Genomic DNA, 12,917 nt, shown 5'->3' with positions numbered 1-12,917 from the left:
GGTCAACGGCAGCTTAAGCGAGCGGCCGGCACCCCGCCCGGGAGGCTGCCGGGCCCGCGCCGCGCCGTGTGCCCGGCCCTCCCGGTGTCAGCTGAAGGTGCGGCGGTAGGTGTGGGGGCTGACACCGGTGGTGCGCTTGAAACGGTCGCGGAAGGCGGTCGGCGAACCGAAACCGACCTGGGCGGCGATGCGCTCCACGGAGTGCTCGGTGGTCTCCAGCAGGTGCTGGGCCTGGCGGACGCGGGCCCGGTGCAGCCACTGGAGCGGGGTGCTGCCGGTCTGCTCGCGGAAGCGGCGGATCAGGGTCCGGGTGCTGGTCCCGGCGTGGGCGGCGATGTCCGCGAGGGCGAGGTCGCGGCCGAGATTCTCCTGGAGCCAGGTGAGCAGCGGTTCGAGGGCGGAGCCGCCCGGGGCGGGCGCGTGGTCGTGCGCGATGAACTGGGCCTGGCCGCCCTCGCGTTCCAGCGGCATGACGGACAGCCGGGCGGCGTCGGCGGCGACGGCCGAACCGTAGTCGCGGCGGACCATGTGCAGACACAGGTCCAGGCCCGCGGCCGCGCCGGCCGAGGTGAGGAACTGCCCGTTGTCGACGTACAGGACGTCCGGGTCGACGTCGATCCCGGGGTGGGCGGCGGCCAGCAGGCCGGCGGCGGCCCAGTGGGTGGTGGCCCGCAGCCCGTCCAGCAGACCGGTGGCGGCCAGCGGGAAGGTGCCCGTGCAGATGGACGCGATGCGCGTGCCGTCCGCGGCGGCGGCGCGCAGCGCGTCGCACACGTCCCGGCCGGGCGGTACCTCCGGGGTGGCCGTACCGGGCACGACGACCGTGTCCGCGCCGGCGAGCCCGTCCAGGCCCCACGGCGCGCGCAGTACGAAGGCCCCGGCGTCCACCTCCGGTCGCGGCGCGCACACCCGGACCTGGTAGCCGGGGCGGCCGTCCGGAAGGCGGGTCCGGTTGAAGACCTCGATCGGGGTGGCCAGGTCGAACGGGATCACCTGGTCCAGCGCGAGAACGGCGACGGTGAGCATGGCGCGACCATACCCGCCCGCCGGAGGGAAAACCCCGCCCCCGTTTCCTGGAGCCCCAGGTCAACGGCCATCTCCGCGGCTTGTCACTTTTCCGTTGAACACTGTCACTCCTGCCACTGGGAGGTCCGGCGGCGGCCCGTTACGTTCGAGGCCGGCCCGGCGCTCGCCGGGCGTCCCCCCGGACACCCCTGTGAAGGACCGTTCATGCATGCCCAGATCGTCCTGTTCGACGGCTTCGACCCGCTCGATGTCGTCGCCCCCTTCGAGGTGCTGTACGCCGGAGGCATCGCCGCGCCCGGCGCGGTCGGCGTGGAACTGGTCAGCGCCGAGGGGCCGCGCGAGGTGGTCGGCGGCACCGGCGGTCTGACGCTGCGTGCCACCGCCGCCCTCGACCCCGCGCGCCCCGGCCTGGTCCTGGTCCCCGGCGCCTCGGGCCGCGTGGGCGAACCCGGCGAGCTCCCCGCCGACGACACGGGAGACGGGCAGCGGCGGGACGAGTTCATCACCGTCCTGCTCGGCCGCACCCTGGAGACCGAGCTGCCCGCGCTGCTGACGGCCGCGATGGAGAACCCCGAGGTGACGGTGAGCGCCGTGTGCGGCGGCTCCCTCGTCCTGGCCATGGCCGGCCTGCTGGAGGGCCGCCACGCCACGACCCACCACCTCGGCCTCGACCTGCTCGACGCGACCGGCGCGCACGCGGTGACCGCCCGCGTCGTCGACGACGGCGACCTGGTCACCGGCGCGGGCGTCACCTCCGGGCTCGACCTGGGCCTGTACCTGCTGGAACGGGAGGTGGGCCCGCGCATCGCACACGCCGTGGAGGAACTGTTCGCCCACGAGCGCCGGGGCACGGTCTGGCGCGCCCGGGGCCCGCGGCCCGCCCACTTCTGACCCCCTCCGCCCCACGACAGAAGGAACACCAGCATGTCCCCCGAAGGCACCTGGGACCTGACCATCGCCACCCCCGTCGGAAGGATCGAGGCCGTCGCACGGTTCCGGTACGACGACGGTGTCCTCACCGGAACCGCCCACGGCGCGGGCCAGGACGTACCGCTCACCGACCTCGTGCCGGACGGCGACCGGCTCGCCTGGCGGCAGTCCGTCACCAGGCCGCTGCGCCTGAACCTGGCCTTCGCCGTGACCGTCACCGGCGACACCCTCACCGGCACCTCCAGGGCGGGCCGCCTCCCGGCCTGCGAGGTCACCGGCGTACGCCGTGTCGGACCGGCGGGTGCGGAGCGCTGACCATGACGAAGCTCTTCCTCTGCCTGCACGTCCTGGCCGCCGTCGTGGCCGTCGGCCCGGTCACCGTCGCCGCCAGCATGTTCCCGCCGGCCCTGCGCCGCGCCCACCACGCACCCGGCGACCCGGACGCGCTCGGCACCCTGCGGCTGCTGCACCGCATCTGCCGCGTGTACGCCGCCGTCGGCGCGGCCGTCCCGGTCCTCGGGTTCGCCACGGCCGGCGCGATGGGTGTCATGGGCAGCGCCTGGCTGATCACCTCCGTCGTCCTGACCGCCGCGGCCGCCGCCGTCCTGGCCCTCCTGGTGCTGCCCGCGCAGAGCGGCGTACTCGACGCCCTGAAGGACGCGACCCCGAGCCCCGTGCTCCGGGCGCCCGCCCGGCTGGCCATGCTCACCGGCCTGTTCAACCTGCTGTGGGCCACGGTCACGGTCCTGATGATCGTCCGACCGGGGTCGACCACGGGTGCGTGAGGGCCGGGCGGTGGGATACGCCGCCGAAGCCGGTGCCGGTCGCGGCGGTGCTCCCCGCCGTTCGTAGGATGAACCGTTCCGATCGCGTACGGGAGGGAGGCCACCGGTGCTGGCCGCCGTAGTCGACGCGCCCGGTCCGCTCGCCGACGTGCTGACCGTACGCGAAGTGCCCCCGCCACCGGCCCCCGGTGCGGGCGAGGTCGTGGTGCGCATGCTCGCCTCGACCGTCAACCCCTCCGACGCGGTCACCGTCTCGGGCGCCTACGGGACCCGGACGTCGTTCCCCATGGTCCCCGGCTTCGAGGGCGTCGGGGTGATCGACGCCGTCGGCCCCGGGGTGCCCGCCGCCGCGCTCGGCCGGCGGGTGCTGCCGCTGGGCTCCGCCGGGGCCTGGCAGCAGTACAAACGACTCGGCCACTCCTGGTGCGTCCCCGTTCCGGACGACATCCCCGACGACGTCGCCTGCTTCGCCTACATCAACCCGCTGACGGCCGTGACGATGGTCGAGCGGTACTGCCGGCCCGGCGTGCGTCACGTGGTGGTCACCGCGGCGACGTCGGCCATCGGCGGGCACCTCGCGGAACTCCTGAGCGAGCGCGGTGTCGCGCCGGTCGGGGTCGTACGGGGGACACCCGGGCGGACGGTCGCCGATCCGACCCGGTGGCGGGCCGTGATCCGCACGGACGAGCCCGGTTGGCGCGAACGGCTGCGGGCGGTGACCGGACCCCACGGCATCGAGGTGGCCTTCGACTGCGTCGGTGGCGCCGTGGGCGGTGACGTGTGCGCGCTGACCGCCGGCGACGGCGTGTTCGTCCACTACGGCCTGCTGTCGGGACGCCCGCTCCCGGCGGAGTGCTTCACCGGGCACGGGAGCGCCCGCGTGGAACTGTTCCGGCTGCGCGACACGGTCCACCAGGACGCCGGGCGGCACCTGCCCGAGCTGTTCGCCCCGGTCTTCGAGCACCTGCGCCGAGGGCGTCTGCACACGGCCGTCGCGGCCCGCGTCGGCCTCGGCGGCCTCGCCGCCCACCTCGGGAGCCCCGCGGCCGGGCGGCCCGGGAAGATCCTGATCGAGCCGCAGCGGTGACAGGCCGCGGCCACCCGCGGCCACCGCGGGAAGCGCCGCGACAACCGCCGCCGACCGGTCCGGCCGGGGCCCCGCCGCATCTTTGCAGCGGCCCCCCAAGCACACCGCGCACCCCCGGCCCAGGGGCCTGTCGGCCCTGAGATCCCGACCGACGGGCCCTGTGCCCGACCGCCGCGGATGACGATGATCGGCGCATGCGGAGAAGGGAAGGCCAGGAGTGATCGCCGTCGTCGGACATCACGACCTCACCCCGTCAGCGCTGGCCCTGCTGGAGGAGGAACTGCGCTCGCGGCTCGCGGACCGCGCCCGCGCGGGCCGCGCGGGACTGGTCCGGGCCGGCAGGGGCCTGCCCGTGGCGTTCGGACGGGCCGCGCGGGCGGCCGGGCTGGCCCTGGTGACGGTGCTGCCGGCCCGCCGGGGCATGCCCGCCCCCGTCGCCGAGCCGGACCGCAAGGCGGCCGGCGAACTGCTGCTGCTGTCGCAGATGGTGCGCCTGCTGGAGTACGACCCCGCCGACCGCGCCTCCTGCATCACCGCCGACGAGGCCCTCGTGCGCTCGTGCGGCAGGCTGCTGGCGGTATGGGACGGCTCACCCTCCGACGGCCGGGACGCGACCGCCCACTTGGTGGCCTACGCCCGCAGTCACGGCGTCGACGTCGAGGTGGTGTGGCCGCGCGGCGCCGAGCACCGCGGCGGCCCGCCCGCGACGGCGCCGGTGACCCGCGGGCTCACGGGCCGTTCGCCGGGTGACTGAATCCGGATCGCAGTGGACGGTGATCTGCGGGGCACTCACCCGTCGGGACCACCATCGGCGGGGACGGCCGCGAGCTACGGGGGGGCGTCCGGCAGCCGCGCGGCCTCGACGAGGGCCGGCTGCCCCGCTTCCGCCGGTGAGGGCCTAGGGTCTTTCGTTTGGATCAGGCCGGATCAGGGAGCGGGGTCTGGTGCGTGCAGATGCAAGGCGGAGGAGGGAGTCAACGCGATGGGGGTGCCCCCGCGCGAGCGAAGCCGAGCGTGGGGGAGTTGGCGACCGACGACAACGCCGCAGATGTGCGTGCCAGACCCCGCGAGCCCGGCATGATCCAGACGAGAGGCCCTAGGGGCGGGGGCGTGTCAGAGGGCCGGTGGTCCCGCCTCCACGCGGCGCAGCACCGGGGCCAGGCGGTCCAGGTCGGGACCGCCCTGGAGTTGCCGTTCGTCCCACCAGGTGGCGCCCGCGTCGCGCAGCGGGCCGATCACGTCCGGGGCAGTGGCGGGATCCGTGGCCCCGCCGAGGACGAACTCGAAGGGGCGCTCCTCCTCGCCCGCCCGCTGCTCGCGCACGAAGCCGACCAGCTCCCGCACCTGCGCCAGGTCCGGGACCTGCCCGTGGCGGGCGGTCTCGAAGAGCGGTACCGCGCCGTCCCAGCGGGCCGCGCGGCGCATGGGCCGGCGGTGCGGCCAGAAGCCGCCGATCCAGACCGGCGGGCGCGGCCGCTGCGCGGTGGGCGGCAGCAGCGTCACGTCCCGGGCCGTGTAGTGCCGGCCGTGGTGGTCCACCGGTTCACCGGACCAGAAACGGGTCACCAGCTCCAGGCCCTCGTCCAGCCGGCCGGCGAGCTCGCGTGGCCCGGCGGTGTCGCCGAAGCTGCCGTACTCGTCCTCGACCGGGCCGCCGAGGCCCGCCGCGAAGATCACCCGGCCGCCGCTCAGCCGGTCCAACGTGGCCACCTGGCGGGCCAGTTGCTCCGGGCGGTACCGGGGGACCGGAGTCAGCAGCGTGCCCAGGCGGATCCGCGAGGTCGCGAGCGCGGCGGCGGTCAGCAGTATCCAGGGGTCGGCGAAGGGGCGTCCCTGGTGCCGCCGGTGCAGCACGTGGTCCCAGACGAACAGCCCGTCCCAGCCCGCCTGTTCGGCGGCGCCGGCCAGGACGGCGACGGCACGGGGGTCGGCGAAGTCACCGAAGTTTGGCACGTTCACGGAGAAGCGCATCCCGACATGATGGGCGGACGGCCGGGCCCCGGCAATCGACTTCGCCACCGGCCGCCCCGGGCTTCGCCGGCTCGTCGTCCGGCCGTTCCGCGCCCGCGCTATCCTTGACAGGCCCTGATCGAGGAGGCCGCCGAAGCCGGCACCGAGGCACCCGTGTCCGCCCGGCCGCCCGCGCCGTGGCGCGGACAGCTGCCGGTCCTCGCGGCCGTGGCCGCGGGCGGTGCCCTCGGGGCGTGCGCCGCCCTGCTGTGGCCGGCCGGGGCGCGCCTGACCGGCGCCGGCCGGGCCACCACCGGCCTGCTGGACCTCGCCGCCACCATCAGGACAAGGAGAGTTCGTGAACTGGCTGCTCGTCGTCGCCGGGGCCGCCGTGGGCGCACCGCTGCGCTACCTCACCGACCGTGCCGTGCAGTCGCGGCACGACACCGTCTTCCCCTGGGGCACCTTCACCGTGAACGTCGTCGGCAGCCTCGTCCTCGGCCTGGTCACCGGGGCGGTCGTGGCCGGCGGGATGTCCTCCGACGCCCAGCTCCTGATCGGCACCGGGCTGTGCGGGGCGCTGACCACGTACTCCACGTTCTCCTACGAGACGCTGCGGCTCGCCGAGGACGGCGCCCGCTTCCTCGCCGCCGCCAACGTGGTGGCGAGCGTCGTCGCCGGACTCGGCGCGGCCTTCACCGGCGCCGCCCTCGCCCAGGCCCTCTGGACCTGATCCGGCCCCCCGCTCTGACGAGGTGTTTTACAGTGGCTGCCGCCAGTTCCGACGACAGGACCTGTGAGGTATCCGCGAACATGCCGACCGAGACGTTTGAGTTTCAGGTGGAGGCTCGTCAGCTGCTCCAGCTGATGATCCACTCGGTGTACTCGAACAAGGATGTCTTTCTGCGCGAGCTCGTCTCGAACGCGTCCGACGCGCTCGACAAGCTGCGCCTGGAGAAGCTGAAGGACGACTCGCTCGACGCCGACGTGTCGGACCTGCACATCGAGCTGGACATCGACAAGGACGCCCGCACCCTCACCGTGCGGGACAACGGCATCGGGATGTCGTACGACGAGGTCGGTCAGCTCATCGGCACCATCGCCAACTCCGGCACCGCCGCGTTCCTCAAGGAGCTGCGCGAGTCCAAGGACGCGGCCGGCGAGGAGGGGCTCATCGGCCAGTTCGGCGTCGGGTTCTACTCCGGCTTCATGGTGGCCGACGAGGTCACCCTGGTGACCCGGCGCGCGGGCGAGAAGCAGGGCACCCGCTGGACCTCGCGCGGCGAGGGCACGTACACCCTGACGACGGTCGAGGACGCGCCGCAGGGCACCTCGGTCACCCTCCACCTCAAGCCGGCCGACCCGGAGAACCAGCTCCACGACTACACCTCTGCCTGGAAGGTCAGGGAGATCGTCAAGCGGTACTCCGACTTCATCACCTGGCCGATCCGGATGACCCCCGAGGGCGCCGCGACCGACGAGGGCGAGCCCGAGCCCGAGACCCTCAACTCGATGAAGGCGCTGTGGGCCCGGCCGCGCGACCAGGTGTCCGACGACGAGTACCACGAGCTGTACAAGCACATCGGCCACGACTGGCGCGACCCGCTGGAGACCATCCGCCTCCAGGCGGAGGGCACCTTCGAGTACCAGGCGCTGCTCTTCCTGCCCGCGCACGCCCCGCACGACCTGTTCACCCGCGACTTCCGGCGCGGCGTGCAGCTGTACGTCAAGCGCGTGTTCATCATGGACGACTGCGAGGCGCTGCTGCCGCCGTACCTGCGCTTCGTCAAGGGCGTCGTCGACGCGGCGGACCTCTCGCTGAACGTGTCCCGCGAGATCCTCCAGCAGGACCGCCACATCGAGATGATGCGGCGCCGGCTGACCAAGAAGGTCCTGTCCACCGTCAAGGACCTGATGGCCGAGGAGTCGGACCGGTACGCCACGTTCTGGCGGGAGTTCGGCACCGTCCTGAAGGAGGGCCTGGTCACCGACGCGGAGAACCGCGACGCCCTCCTCGCCGTCTCCTCGTTCGCCAGCACGCGCCACGACACCGAGCCGACCACGCTCAAGCAGTACGTGGAGCGGATGAAGGACGGCCAGGACGACATCTACTACCTGACCGGCGACTCCCGGCAGAGCATCGAGAACTCCCCGCACATGGAGGCGTTCCGCGCGCGGGGCATCGAGGTGCTGCTGCTGACCGACCCGGTGGACGAGGTGTGGGTCGACGCGGTCGGCGAGTTCGAGGGCAAGAAGCTGCGGTCCGTCGCCAAGGGCGAGATCGACCTCGACGGCGAGGACGCGGAGGCCGCGAGCGGCGAGCGGGAGAAGCAGAGCGAGGAGTACGCCGGGCTGCTCGACTGGATGGGCAAGCACCTGGCGGAGGACATCAAGGAGGTGCGCCTGTCCTCCCGGCTCACCGTCTCCCCGGCCTGTGTCGTCTCCGACGCGGGCGACCTCACCCCGGCCCTGGAGAACATGTACCGGGCCATGGGCCAGGAAGTGCCCACCGCCAAGCGCATCCTGGAGCTGAACCCCGGCCACGCGCTGGTGAAGGGCCTCAACCAGGCGTACACCGAGCGCGGTGAGGCCCCCGAACTGGCGGAGACCGCCGAGCTGCTGCACTGCCTGGCGGTCCTCGCCGAGGGCGGCCAGCCGAAGGAACCGGCCCGTTTCGTCAAGCTGATGGCGGAGCGGCTGGAACGGGCCCTGTAACACCGAAAGCCCCGGGCGGCGCGACCGGTCGGACGGCGCGCCGCCCGGGACAGGGGTACTAGGGCCTCTCGTCTGGATCATGCCGGGCTCGCGGGGTCTGGCACGCACATCTGCGGCGTTGTCGGCGGTCGCCAACTCCCCCACGCTCGGCTTCGCTCGCGCGGGGGCACCCCCATCGCGTTGACTCCCTCCTCCGCCTTGCAACTGCACGCACCAGACCCCGCTCCCTGATCCGGCCTGATCCAAACGAAAGACCCTAGGCGTACGGCGTGAAGTGCGCCGGCGCGTGGTCGACGGGGAGGTCGGGGCGCCAGGCGGTGAGAATCTGGGCGCTGCACACGAACAGGCCGTCGGGCAGCCGGTCCAGGGGGTACCAGGCCCAGTCGCCGACCCGCTCGTCCGGCTGCGTCGCCGGTCGGCCCTGCCAGGCGGTGACGACGGCGCCGACCGTCACCCGTACGACGTCCTCGACGTGGTCGACCAGCGTGCCCAGCAGCCGGACGTCCTCGGTCCGTGCGACCAGCCCGGTCTCCTCGGCGAGTTCGCGGACCGCGGTCTGCTCCAGCGACTCCCCGGCCTCCACGGTGCCGCCCGGCAGTTCGAGCGTGCCGCGCCGGTGCCGGCCGAGCAGCAGCCCCTCGTCGCCGAGGACGATCACTCCCACACCGACGGCGGCGTGCGGGACGGGCGGCCCGGGGGAGCGGTCGCGGCTGGAGACGGGGGTGACGCCGGGCACGGACACGGGGAACTCCTGGGGGAGACGGGTGCGAGGGAGGGGCGGGGGCGGGCTGGTACCCGCGGGTCGTAATTGCGGATGCCGTGCCTCGACGTGTCGTCCGGCGGGGCACCGGCCGGGTCGGTCCACCGATCACTCGGCGTCGTCCTCGTACTGGGCCGGATACACGGACGGATCGTCCAGCGGCAGCTTGAGCCAGGAGATCATCTCCCGCAGCCGGTGGTAGGCGCGCAGCCGCTCGCTGTCGCTGTCCCGCTGTTCCGCCTCGGCGATCGGCTCCCACAGCCGGTGGACCATCACCGGCCCGATCTCCAGCAGCCCGCCGCTGCCGCCGGTGGCCCACCGCGCCAGCACATAGCGGGCGAGGGCGCCCACGGGGATGCCCAGGTTCTCCGACATGCCGCGCAGGGTGGCCAGCGGATCGAGCCGGCCGTACAGGACGACGTCCGACTTGAAGTTGGCGTGCGGATCGTCGGCCGGCCAGGTGGCGTTCCAGCGGTCGAGCCGGATCACCGGCTCCTCCCGCGGGCCGGTCTCGTCGTGCGGCACGGTGCTCACGGTCCCTCCCCTCGGGCGACGCCTGCCCGTCATCATGCCCCGCCGTCGCGGCCGGGATCCGCCGCCGGGGTGAATCACCGCGATCAAAACGGCGGAAGCGGGTACTCAGGGGGACGGCCGCCCCGGTGTCCGGGGCGGCCGCGAGCGCTCTCGTACGACCTGGCCAGAGGCCCGGACCGCGGACCGGCCACAGATCCACGACGTACGCCGACACGAGACCGACAAGGAGCAAACGATCATGGGTGACGCACAGAAGGACCGCGACCAGGCCGCGCGGCTGCCGGAGGGCGATGTCGTGGCGATCCTGCTGGAGCAGCACGCCCGCATCAGGGAGCTGTTCGGCAAGGTGAAGCAGTCCAGCGGTGAGCAGAAGCAGAAGACCTTCGACGAGCTGCGCGCCCTGCTCGCCGTCCACGAGACCGCCGAGCAGATGATCCTGCGGCCGGTCTCCGCCGACAAGGCCGGGAAGGCCGAGGCCGACGCCCGCAACGCGGAGGAGGCCGAGGCGAACAAGGTCCTGTCCGAGCTGGAGAAGATGGACGTGGACAGCGCCGAGTTCATCAGTCGGCTGGCGGAGTTCGAGAGGTCGGTCCTGGAGCACGCCGAGAACGAGGAGCAGCAGGAGTTCCCCGCCGTGCGCGCCGGATGCCCGGAGGACCAGCTGCGGAAGATGGGCAGCCGGTTGCAGTCGGTGGAGCGCATGGCGCCCACCCACCCCCATCCCAAGGTGGCCGGGTCCACCGCGGCCCAGTGGCTGACCGGCCCCTTCGCCGCCATGGTCGACCGGACGAAGGACGCGCTGAGCAAGGACTGACACGAGCGTCCCGGTCGGCACGGGAACAGGATCTTCCGGCGGGGCGGCCACGCACGGTCGTGGCCGCCCCGCCGTGCGCACGCGCCGGTGCCCCGCCCGGGGCACCGGCCCGACGGCGGGCGGCGCGGCCCCCGGGCCCGTCGGCCCGGGCGTGTGTCGCATGAGGTCAGAGGCGCGCGGGTACTCGGGCGCCGGCGAGGTAAGGAGGGTGAGCCCATGGCAGGCGGCGACGATTTCTACTCCAAGGACCGGCCCGAACATCCCCGGATGGCGGAGGACCGGCCCCGTGGCGGCGGTCCGGAGGACCGGCCGAGCACCGGGCACCGGCACGCGCTGATCTGGTTCGTCGTGGCGGTGGTGGTGATCCTGGTCCTGTTCTTCATCTTCATCTGAGCCAGTGCGCCGGGGGCCCTCCCGCACCCGAGGGGTGACATAGAGCGAACTTCATAACGGATGTAGATCCGACATTTACCGCATCCCTGTTACCTGTGGACATGGAACCGTGGGTGAGCGTTGAGGCGTGGCCGGACGGGGGGAGCGCGCCGTCGCGGGGCGGGGCGCCGCTCACCGCGCAGGAGCTGCGGGAGTACGCGACCGAGATCGGCTCCCTCGGTCCGGCCGGCTCACCCGAGTCGCGCTTTCGCCGCTACCGCGACGGGCGGCTGCTGCTCGTCGGAGCGGGGGGCTCGCTGTCCGCCGCGTTGCTGTCCGGTGCCCTGCGGGCCGGCTGCCGGGACATCGGGGTCGTGGGCGCCGACCCGTCCGATCCCGGTTTCACCGCGCTGGTCGAGCGGGCCCGGCGCGACGGCGCCCAGCGAGTCCGGCCGAGACCGGACCTCGATCTGGACACGCCGGGTGCCGCGGACGTCGTCCTGCACCTGTCCGGCTCGGTGCGCGAACTCGCGGCGACGGCCGAACGGTGCGCCGCCACCGGGGTGTCTCTCGGGCAGGCCCTGATCGGCGACGACGAGCTGTGGACCGGCCCGCTGGGCCCCGCCGCGCGAACCGCCGCGGCGTCGGCGTGGCGGCGGCTGCGCGGCGTTCCCCGCCGCACGCCGGTGGCGGACGGCGGCCGGCCCGCCGAGATCGCCGCCGGACAGCTGCTGCGCGCCTGGTTCGCGTGTGCGACCGGCACCGCGCGGCCGGCGGGCACCCCGTACCTGCTGCGCACGCAGCTGCCGCACGGCACCACCGGCCCGCACCGGATCCTGCCGCTGTGCGACGGACCCACGCCGAGGGTCACCGAGGTCCGGGCCCGGGCGGCGTTCCTGGGCAGGCAGGGCGGCGAGGCCGTCGACGGCGGCGAGCTGTGCGCGCGCGCCGACGCGGTGACGGACCCGCGCACCGGACTGCTGGGACCGACGCGGTGCGAGGAGGTCACGCTGGGGGCGGGCTCCCGCTGGGAGTGCCGGACGGCCGTCGCCGACCCCTTCGGGGCCCGGCCCGCCGGAACGCCCGACGCCGTGGTGACCGGCCACGGCGGGGACCGCGAGACGGCGCGAGCGCATACGTTGCTCACCGCGCTCGCCGCCTACGGTACGTTCGCCGCCTACGGATGCCGCGCCGCCCGTGCGCGGGACGACGGCACCGACGCCTGGGGGCTGGACCTGGTGACCGGCGCACTGCGCAGGGTCCCCGCCCGGGAGGCCCATCCCGCCCCGGACGGCGGGGTGCCCTACCGGCCGCCCGTCGGCGCCGCGGCCGGACTGACCTGGGCGCACGCCGTGGAGGCCGGGCTCGCCCAGCACTGCGAGGAGTTGCTGTCGCGGCGGCTCGCCGACCGCACGACGCGCGTGCCCCGGCTGCCGCTGCCGGCGGATGAGGCACCCGGCACCGCCCATCCGCTGTCCCTGTTGCGCGCGCTGGGCGAGCCGGTCGCCCACGACCTCTCCGCCCTGCTGTCCGTGCCGGCCTGCGGGATCCGGCTCGGCTCCCGGACGGCCCTCGCGGTCGGCGCCACCCGGGCCGAGGCCATACGGACCGCGGCCGAGCGTGCCCTGCTCGCCCAGCGGCTGCCCGCCGGGGCCGTACCGGCGATCACACCGGAACAGGAAAGGCCCGCGGAATTCTTCCCGAATCCCAGGGGGACGGCCGGGCGGCCGCGGTTCGCCGAGGCCTTGCGCGCCCAGGGCCGGACGCCGGTGGCGGTGCTGCTGGATCACGATCCGCAGGCCGCGGTCGTGCTCCCGTACGTGGTGCAGGTGATCTTGGCGGACGTGTGAGGGCCTGGCTTCTTCCCGTCACTTCATGGCATATTCGTGAGCCTGTTCACCGGATACTCGGACGTCGTCTGGTGGCGGTGCGTTACGGGGGCGC

13 protein-coding genes and 1 pseudogene are annotated in these 12,917 nt (G+C 74.0%); 10 read left to right on the top strand and 4 right to left on the bottom strand.

What is annotated here, in order from left to right; genetic code table 11:
* Window positions 1-87: 87 nt before the first annotated feature.
* A complete protein-coding gene (locus tag HZZ00_RS22730) occupies window positions 88-1,026 on the bottom strand; it encodes a GlxA family transcriptional regulator (RefSeq protein ID WP_180328174.1) in 939 nt (312 codons plus the stop codon).
* 204 nt (window positions 1,027-1,230) lie between these two features.
* Between HZZ00_RS22730 and HZZ00_RS22725 the strand changes: the two genes are divergently transcribed.
* The 5 genes from HZZ00_RS22725 (at window position 1,231) to HZZ00_RS22705 (ending at window position 4,582) form a co-directional block, all read left to right on the top strand.
* Window positions 1,231-1,917, top strand: a complete 687-nt coding sequence (locus HZZ00_RS22725) for a DJ-1/PfpI family protein (RefSeq protein WP_180328173.1) — start codon at window positions 1,231-1,233, stop codon at window positions 1,915-1,917.
* 33 nt (window positions 1,918-1,950) lie between these two features.
* The gene (locus HZZ00_RS22720; RefSeq protein ID WP_180328171.1) at window positions 1,951-2,271 is read left to right on the top strand and encodes a hypothetical protein; all 321 of its coding nucleotides are present in this window, start codon (window positions 1,951-1,953) and stop codon (window positions 2,269-2,271) included.
* Between the two features lie 2 nt (window positions 2,272-2,273).
* On the top strand, window positions 2,274-2,741 hold the full coding sequence (locus HZZ00_RS22715) for a hypothetical protein (protein ID WP_180328170.1): 468 nt from the start codon (window positions 2,274-2,276) through the stop codon (window positions 2,739-2,741).
* Between the two features lie 106 nt (window positions 2,742-2,847).
* On the top strand, window positions 2,848-3,828 hold the full coding sequence (locus HZZ00_RS22710; protein WP_180328169.1) for a zinc-dependent alcohol dehydrogenase family protein: 981 nt from the start codon (window positions 2,848-2,850) through the stop codon (window positions 3,826-3,828).
* Window positions 3,829-4,045: 217 nt separating this feature from the next.
* Window positions 4,046-4,582, top strand: a complete 537-nt coding sequence (locus tag HZZ00_RS22705; protein ID WP_257585099.1) for a hypothetical protein — start codon at window positions 4,046-4,048, stop codon at window positions 4,580-4,582.
* Between the two features lie 359 nt (window positions 4,583-4,941).
* Here HZZ00_RS22705 and HZZ00_RS22700 read toward each other — a convergent pair whose 3' ends face one another.
* Window positions 4,942-5,799 carry an LLM class flavin-dependent oxidoreductase gene (locus HZZ00_RS22700; protein ID WP_180328168.1) on the bottom strand — a complete coding sequence of 286 codons (858 nt, stop codon included), beginning with the start codon at window positions 5,797-5,799 and terminating at the stop codon, window positions 4,942-4,944.
* Window positions 5,800-6,136: 337 nt separating this feature from the next.
* Between HZZ00_RS22700 and crcB the strand changes: the two genes are divergently transcribed.
* Window positions 6,137-6,511: a fluoride efflux transporter CrcB gene (crcB, locus tag HZZ00_RS22695; RefSeq protein ID WP_070022543.1), complete on the top strand. Its 375-nt coding sequence runs from the start codon at window positions 6,137-6,139 to the stop codon at window positions 6,509-6,511.
* An 80-nt stretch (window positions 6,512-6,591) separates the two neighbouring features.
* Complete coding sequence (gene htpG / locus HZZ00_RS22690) at window positions 6,592-8,493, top strand: molecular chaperone HtpG (RefSeq protein WP_180328167.1); 1,902 nt, start codon at window positions 6,592-6,594, stop codon at window positions 8,491-8,493.
* 256 nt (window positions 8,494-8,749) lie between these two features.
* Here htpG and HZZ00_RS22685 read toward each other — a convergent pair.
* Window positions 8,750-9,211, bottom strand: a pseudogene (locus tag HZZ00_RS22685) (NUDIX domain-containing protein); the annotation flags it as partial.
* A gap of 150 nt (window positions 9,212-9,361) precedes the next feature.
* Window positions 9,362-9,787 (bottom strand): DUF6027 family protein, encoded by a 426-nt coding sequence (locus HZZ00_RS22680; protein ID WP_180328165.1) that lies wholly within the window; start codon window positions 9,785-9,787, stop codon window positions 9,362-9,364.
* Window positions 9,788-10,025: 238 nt separating this feature from the next.
* Between HZZ00_RS22680 and HZZ00_RS22675 the strand changes: the two genes are divergently transcribed.
* From HZZ00_RS22675 to HZZ00_RS22665, 3 genes are all read left to right on the top strand, one after another.
* Window positions 10,026-10,601: a hemerythrin domain-containing protein gene (locus HZZ00_RS22675; protein ID WP_180328163.1), complete on the top strand. Its 576-nt coding sequence runs from the start codon at window positions 10,026-10,028 to the stop codon at window positions 10,599-10,601.
* A 216-nt stretch (window positions 10,602-10,817) separates the two neighbouring features.
* Window positions 10,818-10,994, top strand: a complete 177-nt coding sequence (locus HZZ00_RS22670; protein WP_180328162.1) for a hypothetical protein — start codon at window positions 10,818-10,820, stop codon at window positions 10,992-10,994.
* Window positions 10,995-11,107: 113 nt separating this feature from the next.
* A complete protein-coding gene (locus HZZ00_RS22665) occupies window positions 11,108-12,823 on the top strand; it encodes a hypothetical protein (protein ID WP_180328161.1) in 1,716 nt (571 codons plus the stop codon).
* Window positions 12,824-12,917: the final 94 nt, after the last annotated feature.

This window comes from Streptomyces sp. NEAU-sy36 (genome assembly GCF_013423905.1).
Classification (GTDB): Bacteria; Actinomycetota; Actinomycetes; order Streptomycetales; family Streptomycetaceae; genus Streptomyces; species Streptomyces misionensis.
Note: the sequence above shows the minus strand (reverse complement) of the source record. Positions and strands in the feature narration are given on the sequence as shown.